Source organism: Phyllobacterium sp. 628, assembly GCF_014189505.1.
GTDB lineage: Bacteria > Pseudomonadota > Alphaproteobacteria > Rhizobiales > Rhizobiaceae > Phyllobacterium.
In genome coordinates this window covers 2,548,593-2,572,946 of record NZ_CP050301.1, presented here as the reverse complement: position 1 = coordinate 2,572,946, position 24,354 = coordinate 2,548,593, and the positions used below count along the sequence as shown (strand labels likewise).

Genomic DNA, 24,354 nt, shown 5'->3' with positions numbered 1-24,354 from the left:
TAGGATCAAAAACGGTTAGGGACACCCAAGAAATAATCGTCCTGGGCCGTGGGGAACTATGACAAGCATAACCAATAAGAACGGGGCTGGGCGTCCACTTCTGGAAGCAAGCAAGCTCACAAAAATTTTCGGCTCTCTCAAAGCCTGCGACGGGATCGATCTCAGTATCGGTACTGGCGAAATTCATGCACTTTTGGGTGAGAATGGCGCGGGCAAATCAACGCTCGTGAAGATGCTGTTTGGGGCTTTGCAACCAACCTCCGGCGATATCGGCTGGAAGGGCAACCCCGTTACCGTTTCCAACCCTGCCATGGCAAGATCGCTGGGTATTGGTATGGTTTTCCAGCACTTTTCACTGTTTGACGCGTTGACTGCGGCGGAGAATATCGCCCTGTCGTTGGATGAGAAGACCGATCTCAACACGATTGCTGCGCGAGCGCGGCAGATCGGCCAAACTTATGGTCTGCCTGTCGATCCTGATGCACTGGTCGGTGATCTTTCAGTGGGCGAGCGCCAGCGCATCGAGATCATCCGCTGTCTGTTGCAGAACCCGGATCTTATTATTCTGGACGAGCCAACGTCGGTACTGACTCCGCAGGAAGCAGACCTGCTATTCGTAACGCTTGAGCGCCTGAGGTCGGAGGGAAAGTCGATCCTCTATATCAGCCATCGGCTGGAAGAGGTGCGGCGCCTGTGTGATCGTGCCACGGTACTCCGTCACGGCAAGGTTGTAGGCCAATGTGATCCGCGCAAGGAAACGGCCGGCTCATTGGCGCGGTTGATGGTGGGTAGCGATATTCATGTCATTGAACGTCAGCCAGTCGTTGCCGCATCGACAGGGCCAAATAACTTGCTCGAGGTGAACGGTCTGTCGCAGAAGCCACGCGGACCCTTTTCCGTGTCGCTGCACGATATCCGTCTTTCGGTACAGGCTGGCGAAATCTTCGGCATTGCCGGTGTTGCGGGCAATGGGCAGGGCGAGCTGTTCGAGGCCATCTCAGGCGAAGTTTTGCAGGAGCGCCCGGACATTATTCGTATTCGCGGCAAGGACGCAGGACTTTCCGGTATTTCGGCACGGCGCAAGCTCGGTGCAGCCTTTGTGCCGGAAGAGCGGCTTGGGCATGGTGCAGTCCCTGACATGCCACTGACCGACAATCTGCTGCTATCGCGCTATTCGACAGATGGAAAAGTCTTTCTGGCCGGCGGGCTTTTGAAGCTGTTGCAGCAATCCAGCCTGACGTTGGCGGCAAAGCGTATTATCGCGCAGATGGATGTGCGCAAAAGTGCAGAAAACCCAGATGCATCAGCACTTTCGGGCGGAAACCTGCAAAAATTTCTCATTGGACGCGAACTGGATCGCAACCCTTCCGTGATGGTGGTCAATCAGCCGACATGGGGTGTGGATGCGGGTGCTGCGGCCCATATCCGTCAAGCACTGGTTGATCTGGCCCGTGGTGGTTCGGCAGTTATTGTCATCAGCCAGGATCTGGATGAATTGTTTGAAATTTCCGACCGGATCGCCGCCATGGTGCATGGACGATTGTCGGAGGCAGTGCCAATTGAAGCGATGAACATGGAACGTGTTGGATTGATGATGGGCGGCGCGGATACGTCCAACCAGCCAAGCGCGGGAGCGGCTTGATGCGGGTTGAACTGGTTAAACGTCCGCAACACTCAGCGCTGTTCAGCGCCTTGTCGCCGTTCATTGCCTTGTTTCTGACATTGATTGCCGGAGCGATCCTGTTTTCGATCCTTGGCAAAAACCCGGTCTCGGCGCTGTATTACTATTTCGTCGAACCATTGACCGAGGTTTGGTCGTGGCATGAACTGCTGGTCAAGGCTGCACCACTGATCCTCATTGCTGTCGGATTGTCTGTCTGCTTCCTCTCCAACAACTGGAACATCGGTGCAGAGGGGCAGTTGATCATGGGCGGTATCGCCGGATCGATCCTGCCTGTTGTTTTTCCGGATTTTCAGGGCTGGTACGTGTTGCCGGTCATGCTGCTGCTCGGGATGGCGGGCGGGATGGCCTATGCAACAATCCCCGCTTTTCTCAAAGTGCGGTTCAACACCAATGAAATCCTCACCAGCCTGATGCTGGTCTATGTGGCGCAACTGTTCCTCGACTGGATCGTGCGGGGACCATGGCGCAACCCGCAAGGGTTTAACTTCCCGGAGACGGTACAGTTCAATGACAGCGCCATCCTGCCGGCAATCTGGGCTGACTCGGGCCGGGCGCATTGGGGTTTCATTCTGGCAGTGGTTGCAGCGCTGCTGGTCTGGTTCATGTTGTCGCGCACGCTGAGTGGCTTTGAAGTCAAGGTGCTTGGCCGCAGCGCGCGGGCAGGGCGTTTTGCCGGTTTCAGCGCGGGGCGTCTGACTTTCTTCGCGTTTCTGGTTTCTGGAGCATTGGCTGGTCTTGCAGGTATTGCCGAGGTTTCCGGCGCGGTCGGTCAGTTGCGCACGTCGATTTCACCCGGCTATGGCTTTACCGCGATCATCGTCGCCTTCCTTGGCCGGCTCAATCCGCTTGGCATTGTCGCTGCCGGACTGGTGTTGGCTCTGTCCTATCTGGGCGGTGAAGCGGCGCAGGTTTCGCTCGGCATTTCGGAAAAGTCCGCCCGCATCTTTCAGGGCATTATCCTGTTTTTTGTGCTGGCGAGTGACACGCTCATCTATTACCGCATCCGTTTCGTCACCCGGCACAGCGATGCCGCAGCAAAGGGGGCTTAAGGGATGGGAATGTTTGAAGCCATACTTCTGACCGTTGCCACGGCCGCCACGCCGCTGCTGATCGCAGCCATGGGCGAATTGGTGGTGGAACGCTCCGGTGTTCTCAACCTCGGGGTCGAAGGCATGATGATCATGGGGGCGGTTGCCGGATTTGGTGTTGCGCAAATGACCGGATCCGCATGGCTCGGCATGTTAGCCGCCATTCTGGCTGGCGCAGCCTTTTCGCTGCTGTTCGGTTTTTTGACCCTGACGCTTGTGACCAATCAGGTAGCCACGGGCCTGGCGCTGACGTTGCTCGGGCTTGGCGCATCCGCGATGATCGGCGAAAGCTTCGTCGGATTGCCGGGCGTGCGCATGCAATCGCTCAATATTCCATTTTTGAGCGATCTGCCGGTTGTCGGCAAACTTCTGTTTGGACAGGACCCGATTTTTTACATCTCTATCCTGCTGACCATCGGGGTGACCTGGTTCCTGTTCCGCACCCGCGCGGGTCTGACATTGCGTGCTGTTGGTGATAATCACACATCTGCACATGCACTTGGCGTGCGGGTCGTGCGCGTGCGCTATCTCGCGGTCATGTTTGGGGGAGCTTGCGCCGGGCTCGCCGGTGCGCAACTATCCCTCGTCTATGTGCCGCAATGGGTTGAAAACATGACGTCGGGCCGGGGATGGATCGCACTTGCATTGGTCGTGTTCGCATCGTGGCGGCCATGGCGTATCCTTGCCGGTGCCTATCTCTTCGGTGCGGTGACAATCGGCCAGTTGCATGCGCAGGCACTGGGGATCGGCATACCCTCACAATTCATGTCTTCGCTGCCGTATCTGGCAACGATCATTGTTCTTGTTCTGATTTCGCGGAACAAGCGGCTGACACTGATGAATACGCCGACATCACTCGGCAAACCCTTCGTGCCCGACCGTTAAGGTCGGGTGGGGACAAAAAACAGGCATTTCGTTTAACAGAGAGGTGAACACGAATGAAAAAACTGCTTATGGCGCTGACAATGGCTGCCAGCTTTGCTGTCGCAGGCTCGGCGCATTCTGCGGAAAAGCTGAAAGTGGGCTTTATCTATATCGGACCGCCCGGTGATTTCGGCTGGACCTACCAGCACGATCAGGGCCGCAAGGAAATGGAAAAAGCCCTTGGCGACAAGGTCGAGACAACCTTCCTTGAAAGCGTACCGGAGGGCGCCGATGCAGAACGGTCCATCGAGCGGCTGGCTCGCGCTGGCAATACGCTGATTTTCACGACATCGTTCGGCTATATGGATGCGACGATCAAGGTTGCGCAGAAATTCCCGAAGGTAAAGTTTGAGCATGCGACCGGCTACAAGACAGCCGACAACGTTGCCGTGTACAATTCGCGCTTCTATGAAGGCCGTTATGTGCAGGGCGTGATCGCTGCCAAGATGTCGAAGGCTGGCGTTGCCGGTTACATCGGTTCGTTCCCGATCCCGGAAGTGGTGCAGGGCATCAATTCCTTCATGCTCGGCGCTCAGTCAGTCAATCCGAATTTCAAGGTCAAGGTCATTTGGGCCAATTCCTGGTTCGATCCGGGCAAGGAAGCCGATGCTGCCAAGGCTCTGGTTGATCAGGGTGTCGACATCATCACCCAGCACACGGATTCGACTGCACCTATGCAGGTTGCTGCGGAACGCAAGATCAAGGCGTTCGGTCAGGCTTCCGACATGATCAAATTCGGTCCTGAAACCCAGCTGACATCGATCGTCGACAATTGGGGCCCTTATTACATCGAGCGGGCGAAGGCCGTGCTGGATGGCACATGGAAAACCCACAATGTTTTCCACGGCATGCACGAAAATCTTGTCGTTATGGCGCCCTATACCAACATGCCTGACGATGTGAAGAAGCTGGCCGAGGAAACACAGGCCAAGATCACATCCGGCGCTTTGAAGCCTTTCACAGGCCCAATCAAGAAGCAGGACGGTTCGGAATGGCTGAAGGCTGGCGAAACAGCTGATGACAAGACCATTCTCAGCATGAACTTCTATGTTGCGGGTGTGGATGACAAGCTGCCGCAATAGGATTTGACTGATCCAACAGAAAAGGGCGCCAGTGGCGCCCTTTTTATTGACGTGAAAGCGTTTTGCTTATTCAGCAGCGTCAGCTGACACAGCATTCAGCTGGCCATAGTTCTCGACGCCGATACGGCCGAGCAGGTCCAGCTGGGTTTCGAGGAAGTCGATGTGACCTTCTTCGTCCTTAAGCAAGGAGTCGAACAGTTCCTTGGTGACATAGTCACCCAGTTCGGAACAAATCTCGCGCGACTTCTTGTAGGACTTCACGGCGTCATATTCACCGGCAAGATCCGCTTCGAGAACTTCTTTGATGTTCTGGCCGATGCGCAATGCGCCGATCGACTGTAGATTTGGATGACCTTCGAGGAAAATGATGCGCTCGATGATTTTGTCAGCGTGCTGCATTTCTTCAATGGATTCAGCGCGCTCTTTCTTGGCAAGCGCCTTGTAACCCCAATCGTCCAGAAGGCGATAGTGCAGCCAGTACTGATTGACTGCTCCCAACTCGAGAAACAGTGCTTCGTTAAGCCGCTCGATGACCTTTTTGTCGCCTTTCATGCCGTGAACTCCCGTATTCGTGACGCAATGCCCGCACACGATCAATAAACGAGACAGCATCAGAATCGTTTGAACCGTGGCGGAGGTGATATTCTTCCGTCACCTTTATGATGGTTTCAACGACATTTGGGAAGCAGCCGCAGCAGCGGCCGCGCTTATGCATGGCATGGTAGACTTTTGCCGGGACAATGAGTTGCCACGAATCAATATCGAGAAGTTCAATAATAGTATTCTCGATTTCTTTTTGGGTGATTATATTGCAATGGCATACGAGCATGTTGTCTACGCGCCGTATTCTGAAGAATATGCCTCCGCATTTCCTGACGTCTTTACAGACGCAAGACTTGCGGTGATCGCAAAAATTGTGGCGCTTCGTTCAGGTAAACCAGGGATTACTAGCCCATGATTTGAAAATACTATCGAACCAGACAAAGGTTCCTCCAATCGCAAGGGTTCAAGGCCCCAACATTAAAGGTTATGCGTTTTTCGCTACGCTGGTTCTATAAGACCGGTTTGTTCGAATTCTGTCAAATGCCGGCTGCTGAATATGCCGTGATATCAATAACTTAGAATAATTCTAAACTAGGAAAATAATATAACCAATTCAATCATGTTTGGTTATTTATGTGTTTTTAGCCGGCACTCTTTTGTGCCGGTTTGATGTGTGTCAAAACGTCTCATTTGTCGCAAAAAGACTAAATCAGGCGCCTTCAACCACGGAGAATCCCTCGAACTGCGGGTGGCCGATATAGCTCGGCTTCGAGATCTCCCGCTTTATGATGGGCGGCGCGGAAATGTTCTGATTGAGTCCAGGCGGTAAAATCTGCCTGTGTGCTCCAGACCGTATGAGAAGCGTAGAGCGTATATTTCTCGTCTTCGTTCTGCGCGCCACGCAGCAGGTGAAACTCGACAAAACCCGGAACTTCAGCCAGACGAGATTCCCGCGATTTCCAAACATTTTCAAATGTTTCTTCAGAACCGAATTGGATCTTGAAGCGATTCATCGCGATATACATGCTGCAAACTCCTGTTTTCACAATAAAAAACTGACGACGCCCGCATTCCGGTCGTCGTCAGCGCCTTGAAAGGGATTAGCTCGCAGCTGCGAGGCGCGGCGCCAGATTATCGATGCCGAGCAAGGCACGTACGTCGCGGGTTTTAACGATATCATCGATTGAATATTGAGCGAGCACTTCGAAGAAGGCATTTAAGGCCTTGCGCAGGGCGGCATTGAGACCGCAACTGTCGATCAGCGGGCATTCGGCAGCATCATTCTCGAAGCATTCCGCCATCGCAAAATTCTCCTCGGTCACACGCACCACATCAAACAGCGTGATGTCCTTGGCAGGCTTGCCAAGCTTCACACCACCATTGCGGCCGCGCACTGTCTCGATGAAACCATTTTCAACAAGCGGCTGCAGGATCTTGAAGAGGAACAGTTCGGATACCGTATAGGCGTGAGCAATCTCCGCAATCCTGCTGAGATTGCCGTCATTGGCGGCACAATACATCAGGATACGGATGGCGTAATTGGTCTGGCGGGTCAGTCGCATGGGAATATCTCTCTTAAACCTGATATCAGGGCATGCTTACGGGAACATGACTCTACTTTAGAATTATTCTTGATAAAGTAAATAATAATATGAAAGACATTATCATATTTTAAGGTGGCCCGGTGACGCGGACCAGTCATGATATTTAACGTACGAGGACGACGATCGACGCAGTGATAAAACCGGCTGCAACAAGCAGCAGAAACCCATAAACCCGCGGTTTATCGAAGAGGACCGCAAAGCCCGCTGCCCAGACGACGACAGCAGCCGAGAGCGCATAGAGAAATCCGGCTTTATGAACCCAGGCAATATGGACGGCCATAAGGCCACCGATGATAAGGGCACCGAATACGACCATCAAAGCCAGTGCGTATTTCTCGAAATTATCCATTCAGGTAGCTCGCTCTCAACACCCCAGTGCAGAATCAAGGGGCTTAGTCTCACTCTAAAACCCGATCGGTGCCGATCAAGTCGATGTTTCAGTCTTTCATAGATGTTCCGTCCTTCGCGTGCAACAGAAGACCCGTTCAAGTCTCGTCATATGCGCAGTTCTGATGCCGAAAAGACAATAAAAAAGGCCGGGATATCCCGACCTTTCCAGACTTGGTTCAACGCGAGTGCCAGTACATCCGTGGTCAAAGGCGGAACCGAGTTCTTGATACTTAAGTAAGAACCAGCGTTCCTTATTTCAAGGGCCTGACCGGTCAGCGGCGATATGCACTGAGGCCGGCGAGCAAGCCAATGCCGGCGATCGCGGAAATCACAGCAACCGTAACAAGCGGGTTTTCCTTGGCTTTATCGGCAACAACCTGTGCCTCTTCGCCAACATAACGGGCAGCTTTGCGGCCATGTTTCTTTACCGTGTCATAGGTCGAATTTGCCTGATCGAGCAGATCATAGCCCTGATCTGACAGGGATTGAGTGATCCCTGTAAGCTCCTTGCGCAAGGCTGCAATCTGGCTTTCCAGATCGCCTTCAACTGCGTCGCGGGCCTTTGATACGTTCGTTGCCATTCGAGAATTCCTTTCATTTCATGTGCAAGGAACAACGGGGCAGGCGGGGTTTGGTTCCAGTTGCGGGCGAAAAACCGGCGCTATTATTTCCAGCAGCCGTTGGATTGACCGTTGAGATTGTGTGAATCGATATCGATGCCCGCTGAAAAATCATTGCGTGCGAGATAGACCGCCGTTTCCGGTTTGATCCTGATCCGGTTCCAGCCAGCGCATTTGGAAGAGCCCGAAGGTCTTGAGCTTTCATCCATCCAGCGCATAGCGCCGCAATTGGCAATGCCGAGCAGCGCCGGAAGAAGGATTGCAAGTGCCAGTCTATTCTTCACATTGAACCTTCTGTCCGAAATGGCTTCGGCTGGTGATATAAAAGAGGTGTTGTTCATCGCACATTCCCAGCGCTCAACGCTATTCGACGTTAGGCCAAACATTAATCGTCATTGCTGGCGTTTAGTTCCATCGTCGTCATGCCTTCGGCAGGTTTTGCACTCAGCGATTGCGCCAGTATCAACCGGCTGGACTTGAGCAACGGCGCATTCGCGGCGCGGACTTTGGGTATGCGCGGATTGTTTTCATGGGCACGAACTGCAGCCTCGTTGGCATAGAGTTCGTTGACCATGACTTTATTGGGAATGGGTGTGCCATCACGCTCGATGGGTTTGATGACTTCAAAGCGCAGACAACCTGCCTCTTCTTCCAAAGTCTTTCTGGCGTGTTCGCGGATAAGCGTGGTGAATTCTTCTTCGCAACCGTCATTCGTTTCGAATTCAACAATGATTGTAAGCTCGGTCATTAAAAATCAGGCCTCCCATGTCCCATCCATCGGTTCTATCAGCCGCATTCTGACAAATCCAGACATGAGATGCGATGAAGGGCGACTAATGCCTTGTAAAACCTCAAGGTCGGGGCCAGAGCCCTGCTAGTTCTTTTGGGCAAAAACCAGAACGACAACGCCGATGATAATAGTCACCAAGCCAATATAGAGCCAGCGGGTTTGCCCCACCATAAAACTGCCACCAATGATACTAAGGCCCTGCAGTGCCCAGACCGCACCGGCGATCATCAAAAGGATCGCAATAATTGTGAGAATTATTTTCATCGTCAGTTGCTTTCCACAAGCAAAACCCCTGCCGAAACGGTAGGGGTTTCACGGGTTGAGGCTTGATTTGGCTCTAACAAACTGGACTCTGGATAAAAATATCGCGCATCGTTTCAGTGCGGCGCAGGCTCAAGGTACCGCTACACTCAACTTGCGAAAACTTTAACATAGCCACCTTTCAATTCAAAGATGGAATGGTCTTTCGTCAGTTCACTTTTGCTTTCAAGCGGGCGACTTCATCCTCAAGCTGGCGGATGCGATCCTCCAAGGCATTGATTGCCTTGAATACTCCAACACCCATGCTTTTAAAGTCACTGCGATGGATTGCAGTCTCAATGGCTTGTTTGGCGCTATCGATGGACATTGTTTTCTCCGTTCGAACTGTTCTGAACAACAATGCTAATACAAAAAGCCCAATCCTCAAGGGGTATGAGGATTGGGCTGTGTTGGCTTGTGGGGTAAAGCCAAGACTGGTCTGGGGAAACCAGTACCCACGAAATGGTTTTGCAAGCGATTGGTTCCACGGCGGAGGAAAATATTTTTGCCCTATGAAATGGGGCTGACCTTAGTCCACGAGTTCGAGGCTCGGGTAATCCGCGTAACCCTTGGCATCAGACGGTAGTCGGTGGATTTGTCCGCTGCAGCGAGCGGGGCATTGATGTGCCAGCGCTGCGGCAAATCGGGACTGGCAATGAAGGCCTCGCCAAAGGCAATGAGATCAGCCGTGCCGTTTGCCAAAGCGGTTTCGGCATAGTCGCGTTAATACCTGAAAGGCGCCGGGTTTGCCTATGCAGGCAACAGATTGAACAGGACGGCAAGATGAAACGCAAAGGCAGCGGTGAAAACCACGACGATGGCGGCCCGATCTTTCCTCTCGCTCAAGGTGCGGCGAAAACCGGTAGCTGGCGCGTTGCGAGCGGTTGAAAAATCTGTTGAAGCCATCGGGAGTTTTCTCTCTATGCAGGGATGGCTGATCATCTTTCATTTTAAAGACGATTAACACGATAGAGATTATAATTCCGGCGCGGCGACGGGAACGGTTTTGCGTTCAAGGCAAAGACGGCGAAATTAAATTCTCCAGAGCATCACTCTGTTGCGATTGGAGGAATTATCCCACTCAAAATGCTTGAACGGAAAACACTTGGATTTGGTGCAGAATCCGTCAACCAAATGCAACCTGATGTTGATCCTCCATGCGGCGACAATCGACACAGATCCGGTCGTGATTTTGCGGATTTTAGATTTGGTTTCTCGAAAATGAGCAAAATCCCAAAACAAAATTGCCGAATGGTCAGGGCTAGAGCAAAGTACAATCTGGTTTACGGGCATACGAATGTGCTGCAATGCGGATGTGAACAATAGTGCGCTTTGGTGTCTGCGATGATTGAAACTGAGCGCATGCGTTCTCATGTAAAACTGGTCCCTGTCTGTTGGCCAAGATCTGATGATCGGGCTTCCCGCACACTGACTGCAATGATCCTTCTGCCGCTCGAGGTTCTGCCTTTTACGGTGCCTGCCGGAGCGATTGAATGAATGAGGAAAATATGTCCGTCTTTCAGACCGGGGCGCGTGCCGCCCACCATGAACTGACCGTGGAAGCTGATTTGTTCAAGGATTCGATGCGGCACCTCGCGGGTGCGGTCAGCGTCATCACTGTCGGTCGCGGCAGTGATAGGACCGGCTTCACAGCAACTTCCGTTTCCTCGCTGGCAATTGATCCGCCTTCGGTGATTGTCAGCCTCAATCGCGATTCCTCGTCATGGCCGGTGCTACAGCGCCACGGAAGCTTTTGTGTCAATGTTCTGGCGCATGACCAGCGGCATGTGGCGGACAGTTTTGCCGGACGCGGCGGTCGCAAGGGCATCGAGCGTTATCAGGATGGTGAGTGGCAGGAATTGGCCACAGGCACGCTGGCGCTGAAGAATGCACTGACAGTTCTCGATTGCGAGCTGGATGATGCGATTGAGCGGCATTCCCATGGCATTCTGATCGGCCGGGTTCGCGCCATTACGTTGCGCCAGAATGCCGAGCCGCTCTTGTATTGGCACTGCGCTTACCGGCACATTACCTCACCGGTCGAATGATTTCCTCAGGTGACGATGGCGGTAATCGAACAACCGACAAGAACAATGGTTGCTACCAGGATAAGCCCATACAGCTTGGGCTGATTAAAAACGACGGCGAAACCGAGGAAAAAGGCCCCGCACGCGGCCAGGATGGCATACAGGAACGCGTGCATATCGCCCGATGCGATTGAAAACGCCATCAGCCCGGCAAGCACCAGCACGCCAAATGCAATGAAGATCCAGGTTGCAAAGGTTTCGTAGCGATCCATCGTCTGCATTCCTATGCGCGTATGCGTTCTTTTCATGGCAGATTACATCGAAATAGGAGTTCGCAGTCAATTTGGATTGGGGAGATGAGCAAAAGTAATTGCTCAAAATTCAGGATAATTTGTGGGGCAATGCACGGGGCAGGTGCGGTTCAACCGCCTTTTGTTCACCCGATGCCGTTCCGATCAGCCAGACGCCTATCAGAATCAACGTGCTGCCAATAACCTGTAACAGTGAGATGTCTTCCTTGAAGATAATCCAGCTGGTCGCGAGGATCATGACATAGCTGATACCCGTCAGGGGAAATGCCTTGCTCAGGTCAAGCTCAGCCAACGCCTGCAGCCAAAAGACGAAACAGACGGCTTCAGCCGCAATGGCGGCGAGCATCCACGGCGAGGTGGCGGCATGAATAAGCCATGCCATATCAAAACCAAGTCCGGTCATCTGTTCTGCGGCCAGTTTGATGAAGACCTGAAACAGCGTGTTCAGAATGGGTATCGCGAACCAGACGAGATTGAGCGGTTTCATGACGCGTCCTTCAGGGTCTCGTCTGCAGCAAACAGCGGCGAGGCAAGGCGCAACGCCCATTGGACGACCGGGTTACGGTGTTTGAAATACATCGTATTGCGGGTGAGCTGACTGCCGAGACGGATCTTGTTCTCATAATAGGCCTGCCCGCTTTGATAGCGTGTCATCCCCTGTTCGAGGCAATGGCGCAGGTTGGTGAACCAGCTCAGATAGTACAGATTGTGGGCACGGCCTTCGGCACTGTTCATGCAAAAGAATTTGTCGATCAGCGTGTTCTCATTGTGCACAAGCAGATTGCAGGCAAGCAACTGGTCGCCGACATAATAAAATGTGCAAAAAGACCGCCCGTGCATCTGCCGCAGAATACCGGCAAAATATTCCGGCGTCAGCTCTTCGAACTGCCATTCGCTGCGGTTGCGCGTATCATGATACAGCGCCATGACCTGCGGCAACAAATCACCGAAATCGGCTTTGTTTTCGATCCGGACGTGGTCAAAGGACTTCATTTTCCGGCGCATATCCTTGCGTGTACCGGAAGATAAGCGGGCCATATAGGTATCGATGGAGTCAAAATCTACATTGAGCCAGGCTGTCGGCAGGCCGGGAATACCAGCGAAAGCGCGGCTGTTAAAAACAGCTTCAAAGGTTTTCGTCACAGGCTCCGGTACATCCTTGATGCCAATCAGTGAACAGCCATTGGTCCTGGCATAGTGTTCGAAACCTGAGAGCAGCAGGGAAAACAGATCGCTCTTGCGCCGCTCAAGCACGGATGGATGAAAACCGGCAACGCCATTTTCGGTGCAGGGCGAGCCAAGGCATGCCAGTTTGAGCGTTAAAAACCGCGTAAAGTGCTGTCTTATCCGACGAAGGATTTGCCGTAAGCGGCCTTCCTCCAGTGTCGTATCAAGCTGATAGTCCGTGAGAAATGCAGGCATAGCGGCGAGCAATCGGCCATTTTCAACCACGGTGACATAGCGGAATGCAAAACCGGCAATTCCTGCGTCTTCAATGGCGAGCAGGCAATCGTAGTCTTCCACCTCATCGGCAAAACACGCATTCCATGCTTCGCTGCCGATGTCGCGGATCGATTCAAACACGCGCGTCTGCGCTACTGCGCTCAGCTTTGACGAAACTGGAGCGAACTGCAAAGCGTGATCATGCATAGGCTGGAGCATTGTTTGCCTCAAAAAATTCAGCTGTATAATCGCCGACCTTCTGACGTTGCCGGTCGACATGGATCATGTGATAGCTGTCTTCGATCCATTTTAACTCATGCGGCGCGCCAATATGACGGCTGATGTAGCGGGCATGGTTGGGGCTGCTCAAATCGTCTTCTGTCGCATGCAGGATCAGCGTCGGCGTGCGCATGTGCGGCAGGTTCTTTTTGACCTCCTTGCCCAGCCGGTACATCTCGACAATACCTTTGCCGGGAAACTGATCGATAATGCCTTCCGCTTCCATGCTTTCCATCATGCGCCGGATGCGCTCGTCTTTGATGCCGAGTGCCGAGGTTTCATCGAAGCTCAAACGGGCGACCGGAGGAATGTACGACAGCAATTCAATGAACGGCGAAAGCAGCCAGTAATAAAAAGGCACATTCCAGCCATCATAATGGAAGCAGGGCGAATAGATCGCCACTGCTTTGAGGCTCTGCGGGTTCCGGTGGGCCGCCATCATCGACAATTTGCCGCCAATACAAATTCCGGCGGCGAATGTCTGATCCGTATAAGGCGCGAACTTTTGCGTGGCCTGTTCCACGCTTTCAAGCCAATCCTGCCAGCGGCTGCGCACCAGCGTGGCTTTATCGACGCCATGTCCGGCGAGCAGCGGTGCGTAGACGCTGTAACCTTTGCGATTCAGCTGCCGTGCCAACATCTTCATTTCGGCCGGCGCACCCGTCAAACCGTGAATGAGCAGCACGCCTTTGCCATTTGAGCCTTCAAGGAAATAGCTCAATCCATCAGACATCTGCATCGATGATATCCAATTCACGATTTTCCTTGGCCATGAAACCAAGCGCGTGGCACGTGCTGATGACGTGTACGCCAGCTTTATCCTGCTCTTCCTTGATCTGCTCGTGGAAGGTCCGCAGCTTCGTCCAATGGGTTTTGGGGCGATAGTGATGTTCGGCGTGATAACCGTTGCCAAACCATAGCCAGTTGTAGAATGCATTGTGGCTGCTGACGCCCCACGCAATGGGTTCCTCGGGATCACCATGCAGATGTTCGTAATAGCCGTTCAGCGAGGACAGGCAGTTTCCCAGATAATAGAAGGGAACGAAGAACAGCATGGCCTTCCAATCGTAGAGGAAGCCAAGGGCGGCTACGGCCAAGAATGCATAGAGTTCGAAACGTCCCCATTTGGCGTCGAACGGGCGGTTTTTGGCAATGGCCTTGTGAATGTCGCCGAGATTGTCCCGGAAAAAACTTACAAACGTGTAGGACCAGACATTTTCCGGCTCGCCATTCTTGCCGTGACGATAGATTGACAGCCAGTCAATGGTTTCACCCTTTTCATTCGGGCGGTCACTGTTGCCGGAATGATGGCGCATATGAATCCACTGATAGTAAGTTTGGGAAAAACCGATGGTGATGGATTCAATTAAGCTGAACGCATAGTTCATCCAGCGCTGCTTGAAATAGGGTGTATGGATGAAGTTGTGCGAGATGCTGTTGATGTTCCAGGAAATGGAAACAGCATAAAGTGAGCCAAGCACGACCGAAAGCCATAGCGGGCGGCTTTCAAAGCCGACGACGAGGTATACGTTGAAAAGAAGGTGCGCGATTGCTGCCAGTACGGGCGCAATGTCCCACCTTGTATGAGCGAAAAGCTTCATAATCCTGTTGCTCCTACACAAGCCACGCCGGCGGTGATGAACAGCACGCCGGCTGCGTGGCGAAGATTGATTTTTTCTCTGAATATCCATGCTCCAGCGAGCACGATGACGACATAGCTCAAGGCCATCAGCGGAAAAGCGATGGAAAGCGGGACATGTTCCAGTACGATCGTCCAGCCGACGAGTTCCATTCCCCAGAAGATAACGCCGAGCCATGTCATCGGTTTGACAAGCGCGGCCATCAAAGTCTCATCGTCGGCAGAATGTTTGAAACAGACTTCGCGCGCTGTTTCCGTCAAAACGCAGAAAGCGATGAGAGCCAGCATTGGGCCGGTGAGGGTGCCAGTCATGAGAGTTTCGGTCATGCCATTGCCTCAGACAGAACTTCGAGCAATGCATGATTGGCGGAACTGTTGATGTTGGTTGTTTTGCGCGGATCAGGCCTTGAATGCGGCTGATCAATGAGGATTTCCGCGTTCTTGGTGAACCGTGTCCAGAGATTTCCCGTATAGGACGGGATTGAATAGTCCCCAGTCACGTCAGCACCAATGATCTGATGACGTTTGCTGATCTCGGTGATCAGTGACAGCACATAGGGGAGGCGCATTCTGCCCTGATCCCAATTGGTAACGGCATCTTCACGGGCAAGGACATCTTTGTCGATTGTCAGATAGACGGCTTTGGTTTTGATGCGTGACAAGAGTTGGTCGATGAAATTCTGCTCACCGACTTCAGCAATTGTTTTCCAGTTCAGCGCACCGTCTTTCTGTTCGTAGCTGGCGCCCTGACCATATTCCTTGCGAACCCGGCTCGGCGCATGTTCATAGGGGTAAAGTTCGAGCCGTCCTGAAGCCAGCAGGGACAGGTTGGCGCCTTTGCGCTCCGGGCTTTTCAGATCGCTGCTGCAAACACCGACAGTCACGATTTTTTCGAGACTGCGATGCTGCAAAGCGCGGTTTATCCACGAGCCGCAATGCATGCCGTTGTTGAAATGCACCCAGTCCGGATGGTTATCAAAATGGATGAGTGTGGCGGGTTCCGGATTGTTCCCCAGCGCCGCTGCAACCAGAAGCGCCGTTATATGATGGAAATCACCGGATCCCATAAACGACAAATGCGGTGTCTTGCCCTTGCCGACAATATGCCGGGTAAGGCAGTTGCTCAGCTTGTCCAGGGATTGCTGATTGCCCCAGAGACGCACGGCACGGCCATGATCTTCTGCACAGATCTGGCGCGCGCCTGTTCGCATACAGGCGCGCACGAAGTCTGGTTGCAACTCCAGCGCATCATCAAGGTGAAGAAGGAGGAGTTGCATCCGATTATCTCTTGGCTGCACGAACGAACAGCTGATCAAGCAGGTTAAGCGCCAGATCGATTTCTTCGCGGGTAATCAGGAGATTTGGAGCGAGGGTAATGACGTTCTTGTAGTAGCCGCCCACGTCAAGCACGAGGCCGTACTTCTTCGCGCCAACCAGCAGGTCGCCCTTCATGCCTTCATCGGCCATCCAGTCGAGCGTAGCTTTGTCGGGCGTATAGCCGTCTTCCTTGCAGATCTCGACACGCAGTGCGAGGCCAAGACCATCAACATCACCGATGGTGGGATGACGCTTCTGCAATTCTTTCAGACCGTCGAGGAAATAGGCACCTTTTTCCATAACAGCGGCACCGAAGTCTTCTTCTTCGAGCATTTTCATGGTTTCGAGCGCGACCGCGGTACCCATCGGGTTGCTGGCAAACGTGGAATGGGTGGAACCGGGCGGGAAAATGCCTGGATTGATCATTTCTTCCTTGGCCCAGACACCGGAGAGCGGGTTCAGACCATTGGTGATGGCCTTGCCGAAGACCAGCGCGTCTGGCGTTACGCCAAAATGTTCGATGGACCACAATTTGCCTGTGCGGTAAACGCCCATCTGGATTTCGTCGACAACCATCAGAATGCCGTGGTCATCCAGAACCTTCTTCAATTCCTTGAAGAAGTTCATTGGTGGAATGACATAGCCGCCTGTGCCCTGAATTGGCTCGACGTAGAACGCGGCGTATTCAGCCTTGCCGGTCTTTGGGTCCCAAACGCCGTTATACTCGCTTTCGAACAGGCGTGCGAATTTCTGCACGCAGTAGTGACCGTATTCTTCCTTGCTCATGCCCTTGGGGCCGCGGAAGTGATAGGGGAATTCGATAAACTGGGCACGGTCGCCGAAATGGCCGTAGCGGCGGCGATAACGATAGCTGGATGTGATGGCCGAGGCGCCGAGCGTACGGCCGTGATAGCCGCCTTCGAAGGCAAACATCAGGCTCTTGCCGCCAGTATAGTTACGCACCAGTTTGAGAGAGTCTTCGACTGCCTGCGAACCGCCGACATTGAAATGCACGCGGCCCTTGGCACCAAACTTGCGCTCGGCATCCTTGGCAATCATTGCAGCCAGTTCGACCTTCTCGCGGTGCAGATACTGCGAGGCAACCTGGGGCAGGGTGTCCAGCTGACGGTGTGCGGCAGCGTTCAAACGCGGGTTGCGGTAGCCGAAGTTGACGGCCGAGTACCACATCTGCAGATCAAGGAACGGCGTGTCTGCGGCATCGTAAACATAGGAGCCTTCGCAACGCTCGAAAAACATTGGATGGTCGGTGTAGTGAACCGTATCGCCATGCGAGCAGTATTCCTGCTCAAGGGCACGCAGCTCGGCTTCTGACGTCTGCTGCGACGCCGCATTGTCATTCTGCTGGATAGCAAGGTTGGTTTTCATGAAGATTCTCTTTGGTTGGTTTGTTACGCCGTGGCGTAGCGGGGAGCGCTCGGTTGCCGGCGATTGAAATCAGGCAGCGCGTTTTTCAGGCTTTGGGTAAGGTCGGAGAAATTCTGATAGCCGACGAACGGAATAGCCCGTTCGGCGCAGAATTCGGCAAGCTTGTCTTTGGCAAAGACGAGCTCCGGCTTGTCGGAAACACAGAAGTCGGAGCGGCCGTCGCCGATATAAACACGCATATCGAAAGATTCGACCGACCGGCATTTGCAGACACCGGCGGCTGACGAACAATCGATATCGCTGTAAGGCGAACTCAATTCATAGCGTGTATGGCCATTGATACCGCTGATCGTCAGTTTGTTGGCGATAACGGGCAGATAGTCGAGATTGTGCCGGGCGAGGATGCGCTTGATGAAATAATCAACGCCATCGCTGATAATGGTGACCGGAATGCCCTGCGCCCAGCAAAAATCGATGAAGGCAGGGAAGGTCGGGTCGATGGCAATGCCATCAAGCGTATTGTCCAGTTCCTGGCGGGTGGCCTGAATCAGGGCAATCTGACGCGACATGCATTCCGCAGAGCCGATAAGACCCTGCTTCCATTGCTGTTCGATATCTTCCCATTTCGGGCTGGCCAATCGCTCAAGAATGAAATCTGTGGCGTCTTCGAGGGAAATGGTCCCGTCGAAATCACAAAAAACATGCATGCAGACACTCCTCGTGTGAACGTGGAGCAGCTTCTAGCATTCAGGACTGATTGCTAAATTATGCGAAAATGATGCCAAACTGAAATCGGCACAGGCGAAATTAACCATTTTCGCAAATGGAAATTATGCTTTTGGTAGAAGTACTTCTACGAGCAAACCGTTGCCGGATGCGGGGGACTTGAGAGCAATGCTGCCCGACAGACGTTTGATAATATCAGCCACGATCGTCAACCCGAGACCGGTACCCTCAATCTGCGGCGTATCAATGCGGTAGAATCGCTGAAACACCGCTTCCCGGTGATGTTCTGCGATGCCTGGCCCGCTATCGGAAATAGACAGGCGCCAGAAATTGTTGGCAAGCGTGATCGCAACACGAATACGTCCGCCGGATGGTGTGTATTTGACCGCGTTTTCAATGAGATTGCTGGTCATCAGGCGCAGCAATGGCTCATCTGCCCGCACTTCTGCTTTCTCGTCGCCCTCAAGCGACATATCGAGCTGTTTGGCCGTCACGAGGTTTCCCATTTCGGCTACAACGGATGCCACAGTACTGTAGAGGGCAACGGGCTGTAGCTGCATGGGCTGATGACTAACACGCGCAGCACGCAGTAATTGCTCGATGAGATAGGTCGCCTTTTCATTGCTGATGACCAGATCATTGATGATTGACTGGCGTTCTTTCTCACTGTCCGCTTGCGCCAGCATCTGCAACAGAAGCTTCAGGGCAGCTTGCGGTGTCCGCAACTGGTGAGCCGCGTGATCAGCAAAACGGCGCTCGGCTTTCAGCGAGATCGTCGAGATTTTCCAGAAGCTGATTGATCGAGCGGCCCAGCGGCGACAGGTCTCTTGGCAGGGTACCGACCGGAATGGCGGACAAATCATCGGGCGACCGGCTGCGGATTTGCTGCACGAGCATATGGATCGTGCTGAGGCCGCTATTAATGCCGAACCAGATCAATAGACTGATCAGGGGAATAAGGATAAGCAGCGGGAAAATGAGATTCAGCAGAATATTGGACACAAGCGTTTCGCGCATGGCCACTTTCTCGGCCACTTCAATGACGATGTGCGTGTCTGGAATGGGAAGAGAGTAGATGCGCCAATGTTCACTGTCATAGCGAACTGTTGTGAATCCTGCTTTCTGCAAAGGAATTTCCGCCGGAAATGTTGATCCGGAAAACAGAACGATCTTGTTGTCCTTCCAGGCACGGAACATATGCGCATCGGCATAGTCATCCGCGTCTTCATTCAGTGCGAGCTGATTGCCCATGCTGAAATCGATGTCACCGATCTGCGTGGCGGGCCCGCCATTATCATCGTTAAACTGCTTGTTGAGCAGAACCCAGAGCACATTGGCATCGTTGATCAGCTGGGCGTCATAGACATTGTTGATTTCGCGCGTGGCGCTGTTGAAGGCGAAGCCGCCGATAACGGCCATGGTGACAAGGATTGTCGGTGTAATGCGAAAGAACAGTTTCCGGGTAAGGGTGGGCCTGCTCATGCGTCCACCATATAACCCACACCACGGATGGATTTGATGAAATCACTGCCAAGTTTCTTACGCAGGTTATAGATCGTGACCTCGGTCGTGTTGCTCTCGACAGCGCTTTCGGCGCTATAAAGCGCATATTCGATGTCGCTTTTGGTGACATATTTGCCCGCGCGCTCCATCAGAAGCTTCAGAAGCTGGAACTCCTTTGCGGTCATCATGACCTGTGTTGAAGCTTTCCGCACCACCTTGGCAGCCGGATCCACTTCCACATCGGAGCAGCGCAGAATGGTGTCAATACGGCCTTCGCGCCGACGGACCAATGCGCGCAACCGCGCCAGCAATTCATCCAGATCGAACGGTTTGACGAGATAGTCATCGGCGCCGCTGTCCAGACCTTCCACCTTGTGCAAGGGCGTATCGCGTGCCGTCAGCAGCAGAATGGGAACAAGGTTCTTGTCGCGTCGCGCGGCTTTGAGCACCTCAAGACCACTCATCTTTGGCAGGTTGACGTCAAGAATAACCACGGCAAAACTTGAATCCTGCAGCGCAGCCAGCCCGGATTCACCGTCCTGCATCCAGTCAACGCCATAGGCATGCTTCTCCAGCGCCTTCTTCAGTGAAGAGCCAAGCATCATATCGTCTTCAACAAGCAGCAGTCGCATTTTCGGATCAATACTTTTGCACGTTGGGAATGGGATCGTTTTTCAATGGAGGCAGATAATATTCAATTTCGTCTTTTTCAGGCACACATCTTTGCTCCATAAGAGCCTCGAAAATCAATACGCTGTTTTTGCAAGCTTACAAATCGTTGCAATCCTTGATCTGCGCTTCTTCAACCTGCCTCAATTCGGATCAGAATTGATTGCATCGTCATCATGGGCGAACATCGTTCGTCTAAAAGGTAAAGTTCGGCGTTCTGCCGGTAAAACCGGTTAGGGAGTGAAATCAATGAAAACACTGCTAATTGCAATGAGTCTTCTGGCTGCCACGACCCTGTCTGCTTACGCTGCTGAACCAGCGAAAATGGTTGAAACGAAGCTTGGCAAGGTCCTTGCTACTGAAAAGGGCATGACGCTCTACAGTTTTGACAAGGATACAAAAGGCAAATCCAACTGTGACGAAAAATGTCTGAAGAACTGGCCGGCATTTCCCGCCGATGCCAAGGCGAAAGCCGACGGCAAATGGTCACTCGTCAAGGATAGCGCAGGCAAAGACATGTGGGCCTATGACGGCAAACCACTTTACACGTTCGCCAAAGACACCAAAGCGGGTGAGACAACCGGTGACGGCGTCGGTGGCGTCTGGCACGTGGTGAAATAAGCTTTCAAACGCATTCGGCGCAGAAGAGGTTCTCCTGCGCCGAATTCCAAGTCTATGAATGAGCTGGGGTTGCTTTAAGCAGCCTGAATGGCCGAAAGCTTCCAATCATCACCATCCTTGCGCACGAACGTCCAAACTTCTGTGGATTCGGATGCTTTGGTATTGTCGCCATGGACAAGCTTACCCGTCGTCCGGTCGAGCATGGCGTCTACACTCGAGTAGCGCATTGCAAGCGTCGCGAATTCCGCATTACCCTCACGCCAGGATTCAGCAATGTCACCCTGCAGCAGTTTGACATCCGAAACGCTGTTGCGCACGCCATTCGTGGCATTTTCACCCAGCTCTTCCGCGAGATACGACATGGCTTCTGGCGTGGTGAGAGCGCGGAGAGCTGCGTAGTTTTCCTTGCCATAGGCGGTTTGTACATCGGTCAGCAGTTCTTCGAACTTATTGAGATCCTTCTCAGATAGTCCAAGCTCGTCGGTGGACTTTGAAGCCACTTGTGCCGGGCGCGGCGCGGCTGCCGGACCTGAGCCAAAGCCCGAACCTCCGCCCGATCCAATTGTTGGAATACGGAAGGATGACGATGTTGACTGGTCCGCCTGCCGGCCAAAACCCTGGCTCGAAGATGGGCCGGATGCCGTCGCCAGGGGCGACTGTTGACGCCGGGCAAAAAAGCGCATTGCCAGCATGACGGCGCCGATCACAAGGCCAATCTGCAACAGCATGGCGAGGAAGCCGAAGCCGCCGCCAAATCCGCTACCCAGCAATGTGCCGATGAGGCCACCGACCAGCAGACCGCCGATCATTGAACGGCCGAAGCCGCCGAACAGGCCGGGACGCTGTGCGTTCATCTGTGGCTGCATGGCCGATGGCTGGCTCGCCTGCGGTGTCATGGAACGCTCAATGGGCGCGGCTGTTGATGGAGCCGTGCGTGTGGTTGCGGGCGCATCGAACGTGCGCGAGCCACGGCTGCCAAATCCGCCACCACCGGCCCGCCGGGCATCAGCAATATCGAAAGCGCTCAGAGTGACAGCCAGGGCCAAGGTGATCAAGACGACGATGCGAATGACGCGGGAAACGGTACCAGACATAAATTTCTCCTGTTACGAGTTCGGCAAATTTGAACGCGCACGTCGCATATAGAAAGCACTGGTAACAATTTTAAGTACCGGCTGTGCTGAAACAGCCAACTTTGATGTGAAAACACCGATTCTTTTGAAATTTTATTCCCAGCAACAAAAATGCTGGCTGTACCGAATAAGTTCTGCATCTGGGGTGTTCTCTCTTCGCAAACCCATTCTTGCAGGAGCGAACACCATGATGAACACAGGCAAAATGCTATCCGGTGCCGGGATCTATCCAGCACTCATGCTCGGCGCATGCCTTGCAATCGCAACGTTCTCCAGCCCGGTCTATGCGGCAGGCGAAGATACAAGCACAACGCCGACTTGCCCGAAGGGCGAGGTCTGGAATCCCAAGACAAAGAAATGCGTCAAGCAGGAGGGAAGTTTGCTTCCGGACTCTGACCTGACAACTTATGCCTATGCGCTTGGCAAAAGCTGGCGCTATGAAGAAGCCCTTGCTGTGCTTGATACGTTGAAAAATCCCAACACCGCCATCGCACTGAATTATCGCGGCTATTTTACCCGCAAGCTCGGACGTACCGATGAAGGCATTGGTTATTACATGAAATCGGTTCAGCTTGATCCGCAATACGCCAAGGTTCGCGAATATCTCGGTGAAGCCTACGTGATCAAAGGTCAGATTGATCTGGCCAAGGAACAGCTTGGGATGATCAAAGGTATCTGCGGAACCAATTGCGAGGAATATCGCGATCTGGCGGAAGCTATTGAAACGCCTTCGAAAATCTGAAGGAACCCGCGACCCTGAGCAGGGGCAACGATAATCATGGCAATTCAGAACGGATTTATTATGTCTGTCGCATATTTGGTCGTTTCTGCTTATAGTTGTGTGACACGAAATACAAAGTCACCGGACCGTGTTTCCCGGTCCGGGACGGAGGCGATGATCGCAAACGAACAGGAAATCAGGGCAGGGCTTAGCCAGTACCTTACGCGGCTCTGGCGCTATGCGGTGGTATTATCGCATCAGCGTGACGTAGCGGATGATCTGGTTCAGGCGACCTGTGTGCGGGCGCTGGAGCGTGCAAGCCAATTTGTGCCTGGCACACGGCTCGACCGGTGGCTCTTTTCCATCCTGCATTCGATCTGGCTCAATGAAGTTCGCTCGCGGCGTGTGCGCATGGGGCAGGGCTTTGTCGATGCGGATGAGTCATTGGTCTTTGATGGGGCAAGGGATACGGAAACCCATATATTTGCCAATCAGGTGCTGCGGCAGGTTCAGGCATTGCCGGAAGCACAGAGAACAGTGGTTTTTCTCGCCTATGTCGAAGAACTTTCCTATCGCGAAGTTGCCGACCTTCTGGAAATACCAATCGGCACCGTGATGAGCCGTCTGGCAGCGGCGCGGGCAAAACTGGCCGCATCGGCCGGAGTGAATGCATTGGAGGGCAAGGGATAATGACCGAACCCAGCCGCGATACCGTGCCCAGCGACGAGATACTGGTGGCGTTTCTGGATGGAGAGCTCGATCCGGACAAGCGCAGTCAGCTTGAGCACCTCGTTGAGACGGATGAAGCCGTTGCCGAGCGCATGAGCTTTCTTGCCTCCAGCAACCTGCCATTCCGTGACGCATTCGAGCCATTGCTGCACAAGGCACCCAAGGCTGAACTTGAAACGATGCTTGCTGATGTTCTGCCACCCCTGCCGGTTAAAGAACAGGCGCGTGGCTGGAGCCGTCGCAGTTTCCTGGCCGCTTGCGTTGGTTTCATCGCCGTGGGAATCGCCGCGGACCGCACATTTCTCGGCGTTCAAGCCAGCCTGCGGGATGAGCCTGATGGAAGTGACTGGCGTTCTGCTGTGGCGCAATACATGTCGCTTTATACGGCGGATACGCTCGGAACCGGCCCCGTTGATGTCGCGCTACAGACCAGTCAGTTGCGTACGGTCGGGTCAAAACTTGGCCTGACATTGACTCCGGATCAGGTGCAACTGCCGGGTGCAACGCTTAAACGCGCCTGGATGCTGGCCTATGAGGGCAAGGCGCTGGCGCAAATCACCTATCTCGACGCCAATCAGGCGCCGATGGCCCTGTGCATCGTCCAATCGCCGAAAGGCGCAAAGGCTCCGGAGATAGAACAACGTCATGGTATGAATGTCGTCTATTGGTCATCGCCCACACATGCCTTCATGCTGATCGGCAAGGAGCCGCTTGAAGACATCAAGGCGATGAGCGAAGAGCTGCGCCGTTCGATTACCGTGTAATGCAACAGCGTGCTCCAGTGGTCCGCCATTTCAGTTTCGCATCATACTCACGTAATCCTGC

The 24,354-nt window shown here is 53.4% G+C and carries 33 protein-coding genes and 1 pseudogene; 9 read left to right on the top strand and 25 right to left on the bottom strand.

Annotated elements, in window-relative coordinates; all coding sequences use genetic code 11:
* Nucleotides 1–58 precede the first annotated feature (58 nt).
* The 4 genes from HB779_RS14230 to HB779_RS14215 are packed head-to-tail and all read left to right on the top strand — an operon-like array spanning nt 59 to nt 4,778.
* Nucleotides 59–1,642 carry an ABC transporter ATP-binding protein gene (locus tag HB779_RS14230; protein WP_188343001.1) on the top strand — a complete coding sequence of 528 codons (1,584 nt, stop codon included), beginning with the start codon at nt 59–61 and terminating at the stop codon, nt 1,640–1,642.
* Nucleotides 1,642–2,733: an ABC transporter permease gene (locus tag HB779_RS14225; RefSeq protein WP_188343000.1), complete on the top strand. Its 1,092-nt coding sequence runs from the start codon at nt 1,642–1,644 to the stop codon at nt 2,731–2,733. Before HB779_RS14230 ends, HB779_RS14225 begins: the two co-directional genes overlap by 1 nt.
* Before the next feature lie 3 nt (nt 2,734–2,736).
* Complete coding sequence (locus tag HB779_RS14220) at nt 2,737–3,657, top strand: ABC transporter permease (RefSeq protein ID WP_188342999.1); 921 nt, start codon at nt 2,737–2,739, stop codon at nt 3,655–3,657.
* Nucleotides 3,658–3,710: 53 nt separating this feature from the next.
* Complete coding sequence (locus HB779_RS14215; protein ID WP_188342998.1) at nt 3,711–4,778, top strand: BMP family ABC transporter substrate-binding protein; 1,068 nt, start codon at nt 3,711–3,713, stop codon at nt 4,776–4,778.
* 66 nt (nt 4,779–4,844) lie between these two features.
* Here the strand turns inward: HB779_RS14215 and bfr are convergent, their stop codons facing one another.
* From bfr to HB779_RS14155, 12 genes and pseudogenes are all read right to left on the bottom strand, one after another.
* Nucleotides 4,845–5,330 carry a bacterioferritin gene (bfr, locus tag HB779_RS14210; protein ID WP_182551885.1) on the bottom strand — a complete coding sequence of 162 codons (486 nt, stop codon included), beginning with the start codon at nt 5,328–5,330 and terminating at the stop codon, nt 4,845–4,847.
* The gene (locus HB779_RS14205) at nt 5,296–5,607 is read right to left on the bottom strand and encodes a (2Fe-2S)-binding protein (protein ID WP_188342997.1); all 312 of its coding nucleotides are present in this window, start codon (nt 5,605–5,607) and stop codon (nt 5,296–5,298) included. The genes bfr and HB779_RS14205 overlap by 35 nt, the downstream gene beginning before the upstream one ends.
* A gap of 423 nt (nt 5,608–6,030) precedes the next feature.
* Nucleotides 6,031–6,346: pseudogene (locus HB779_RS14200) on the bottom strand (antibiotic biosynthesis monooxygenase).
* A 75-nt stretch (nt 6,347–6,421) separates the two neighbouring features.
* Entirely contained in the window at nt 6,422–6,883 is a 462-nt protein-coding gene (gene rirA, locus HB779_RS14195; protein ID WP_188342996.1) for an iron-responsive transcriptional regulator RirA, read from the bottom strand.
* A 145-nt stretch (nt 6,884–7,028) separates the two neighbouring features.
* Entirely contained in the window at nt 7,029–7,274 is a 246-nt protein-coding gene (locus HB779_RS14190; protein ID WP_091876864.1) for a hypothetical protein, read from the bottom strand.
* A gap of 313 nt (nt 7,275–7,587) precedes the next feature.
* The gene (locus HB779_RS14185) at nt 7,588–7,896 is read right to left on the bottom strand and encodes a hypothetical protein (protein ID WP_188342995.1); all 309 of its coding nucleotides are present in this window, start codon (nt 7,894–7,896) and stop codon (nt 7,588–7,590) included.
* Nucleotides 7,897–7,979: 83 nt separating this feature from the next.
* Nucleotides 7,980–8,219: a hypothetical protein gene (locus tag HB779_RS14180; RefSeq protein WP_188342994.1), complete on the bottom strand. Its 240-nt coding sequence runs from the start codon at nt 8,217–8,219 to the stop codon at nt 7,980–7,982.
* Nucleotides 8,220–8,320: 101 nt separating this feature from the next.
* Complete coding sequence (locus tag HB779_RS14175) at nt 8,321–8,683, bottom strand: putative quinol monooxygenase (protein WP_188342993.1); 363 nt, start codon at nt 8,681–8,683, stop codon at nt 8,321–8,323.
* Between the two features lie 126 nt (nt 8,684–8,809).
* On the bottom strand, nt 8,810–8,989 hold the full coding sequence (locus tag HB779_RS14170) for a hypothetical protein (RefSeq protein ID WP_188342992.1): 180 nt from the start codon (nt 8,987–8,989) through the stop codon (nt 8,810–8,812).
* A gap of 205 nt (nt 8,990–9,194) precedes the next feature.
* On the bottom strand, nt 9,195–9,353 hold the full coding sequence (locus HB779_RS14165; RefSeq protein ID WP_188342991.1) for a hypothetical protein: 159 nt from the start codon (nt 9,351–9,353) through the stop codon (nt 9,195–9,197).
* Nucleotides 9,354–9,535: 182 nt separating this feature from the next.
* On the bottom strand, nt 9,536–9,727 hold the full coding sequence (locus tag HB779_RS14160) for a hypothetical protein (protein WP_188342990.1): 192 nt from the start codon (nt 9,725–9,727) through the stop codon (nt 9,536–9,538).
* Between the two features lie 48 nt (nt 9,728–9,775).
* Entirely contained in the window at nt 9,776–9,931 is a 156-nt protein-coding gene (locus HB779_RS14155; protein ID WP_188342989.1) for a hypothetical protein, read from the bottom strand.
* Between the two features lie 602 nt (nt 9,932–10,533).
* Here HB779_RS14155 and HB779_RS14150 point away from each other — a divergent pair.
* On the top strand, nt 10,534–11,073 hold the full coding sequence (locus HB779_RS14150) for a flavin reductase family protein (RefSeq protein WP_188345934.1): 540 nt from the start codon (nt 10,534–10,536) through the stop codon (nt 11,071–11,073).
* A gap of 5 nt (nt 11,074–11,078) precedes the next feature.
* Here the strand turns inward: HB779_RS14150 and HB779_RS14145 are convergent, their stop codons facing one another.
* From HB779_RS14145 to HB779_RS14095, 12 genes are all read right to left on the bottom strand, one after another.
* Nucleotides 11,079–11,324: a hypothetical protein gene (locus HB779_RS14145; protein WP_188342988.1), complete on the bottom strand. Its 246-nt coding sequence runs from the start codon at nt 11,322–11,324 to the stop codon at nt 11,079–11,081.
* A 109-nt stretch (nt 11,325–11,433) separates the two neighbouring features.
* Nucleotides 11,434–11,850 (bottom strand): SMR family transporter, encoded by a 417-nt coding sequence (locus HB779_RS14140; protein WP_188342987.1) that lies wholly within the window; start codon nt 11,848–11,850, stop codon nt 11,434–11,436.
* Nucleotides 11,847–13,025, bottom strand: a complete 1,179-nt coding sequence (locus HB779_RS14135) for a GNAT family N-acetyltransferase (protein WP_188342986.1) — start codon at nt 13,023–13,025, stop codon at nt 11,847–11,849. The genes HB779_RS14140 and HB779_RS14135 overlap by 4 nt, the downstream gene beginning before the upstream one ends.
* Entirely contained in the window at nt 13,006–13,824 is an 819-nt protein-coding gene (locus HB779_RS14130) for a carboxylesterase (protein ID WP_244642371.1), read from the bottom strand. Before HB779_RS14130 ends, HB779_RS14135 begins: the two co-directional genes overlap by 20 nt.
* The gene (locus HB779_RS14125) at nt 13,811–14,686 is read right to left on the bottom strand and encodes a fatty acid desaturase (RefSeq protein ID WP_188342985.1); all 876 of its coding nucleotides are present in this window, start codon (nt 14,684–14,686) and stop codon (nt 13,811–13,813) included. The genes HB779_RS14130 and HB779_RS14125 overlap by 14 nt, the downstream gene beginning before the upstream one ends.
* Nucleotides 14,683–15,036 (bottom strand): EamA family transporter, encoded by a 354-nt coding sequence (locus HB779_RS14120; protein WP_188345932.1) that lies wholly within the window; start codon nt 15,034–15,036, stop codon nt 14,683–14,685. Before HB779_RS14120 ends, HB779_RS14125 begins: the two co-directional genes overlap by 4 nt.
* Nucleotides 15,037–15,047: 11 nt before the next feature.
* On the bottom strand, nt 15,048–16,001 hold the full coding sequence (locus HB779_RS14115) for an arginase family protein (RefSeq protein WP_188342984.1): 954 nt from the start codon (nt 15,999–16,001) through the stop codon (nt 15,048–15,050).
* A gap of 4 nt (nt 16,002–16,005) precedes the next feature.
* Nucleotides 16,006–17,427 carry an aspartate aminotransferase family protein gene (locus HB779_RS14110; protein WP_188342983.1) on the bottom strand — a complete coding sequence of 474 codons (1,422 nt, stop codon included), beginning with the start codon at nt 17,425–17,427 and terminating at the stop codon, nt 16,006–16,008.
* A 23-nt stretch (nt 17,428–17,450) separates the two neighbouring features.
* Nucleotides 17,451–18,134 (bottom strand): MtnX-like HAD-IB family phosphatase, encoded by a 684-nt coding sequence (locus HB779_RS14105; protein ID WP_188342982.1) that lies wholly within the window; start codon nt 18,132–18,134, stop codon nt 17,451–17,453.
* Between the two features lie 123 nt (nt 18,135–18,257).
* A complete protein-coding gene (locus HB779_RS25765; RefSeq protein WP_371823859.1) occupies nt 18,258–18,878 on the bottom strand; it encodes a sensor histidine kinase in 621 nt (206 codons plus the stop codon).
* A gap of 16 nt (nt 18,879–18,894) precedes the next feature.
* A complete protein-coding gene (locus HB779_RS25760; protein WP_371823858.1) occupies nt 18,895–19,635 on the bottom strand; it encodes a sensor histidine kinase N-terminal domain-containing protein in 741 nt (246 codons plus the stop codon).
* On the bottom strand, nt 19,632–20,288 hold the full coding sequence (locus HB779_RS14095) for a response regulator transcription factor (protein WP_188342981.1): 657 nt from the start codon (nt 20,286–20,288) through the stop codon (nt 19,632–19,634). Before HB779_RS14095 ends, HB779_RS25760 begins: the two co-directional genes overlap by 4 nt.
* Before the next feature lie 286 nt (nt 20,289–20,574).
* On the opposite strand from HB779_RS14095, the gene HB779_RS14090 reads away from it, so the two are divergent.
* Nucleotides 20,575–20,946, top strand: a complete 372-nt coding sequence (locus HB779_RS14090) for a hypothetical protein (RefSeq protein ID WP_188342980.1) — start codon at nt 20,575–20,577, stop codon at nt 20,944–20,946.
* 74 nt (nt 20,947–21,020) lie between these two features.
* Here HB779_RS14090 and HB779_RS14085 read toward each other — a convergent pair whose 3' ends face one another.
* Nucleotides 21,021–22,040, bottom strand: coding sequence for a Tim44 domain-containing protein (locus HB779_RS14085; RefSeq protein ID WP_188342979.1), 1,020 nt, complete (start codon nt 22,038–22,040; stop codon nt 21,021–21,023).
* Between the two features lie 229 nt (nt 22,041–22,269).
* On the opposite strand from HB779_RS14085, the gene HB779_RS14080 reads away from it, so the two are divergent.
* Genes HB779_RS14080 through HB779_RS14070 form a run of 3 tightly spaced genes read left to right on the top strand, consistent with a single transcriptional unit; the run spans nt 22,270 to nt 24,293 of the window.
* Nucleotides 22,270–22,821 carry a tetratricopeptide repeat protein gene (locus tag HB779_RS14080; protein WP_244642653.1) on the top strand — a complete coding sequence of 184 codons (552 nt, stop codon included), beginning with the start codon at nt 22,270–22,272 and terminating at the stop codon, nt 22,819–22,821.
* Nucleotides 22,822–22,881: 60 nt separating this feature from the next.
* Nucleotides 22,882–23,490 carry an RNA polymerase sigma factor gene (locus HB779_RS14075; RefSeq protein ID WP_188342978.1) on the top strand — a complete coding sequence of 203 codons (609 nt, stop codon included), beginning with the start codon at nt 22,882–22,884 and terminating at the stop codon, nt 23,488–23,490.
* A complete protein-coding gene (locus HB779_RS14070) occupies nt 23,490–24,293 on the top strand; it encodes an anti-sigma factor (RefSeq protein WP_244642369.1) in 804 nt (267 codons plus the stop codon). The genes HB779_RS14075 and HB779_RS14070 overlap by 1 nt, the downstream gene beginning before the upstream one ends.
* The last annotated feature ends 61 nt before the right edge of the window (nt 24,294–24,354 follow it).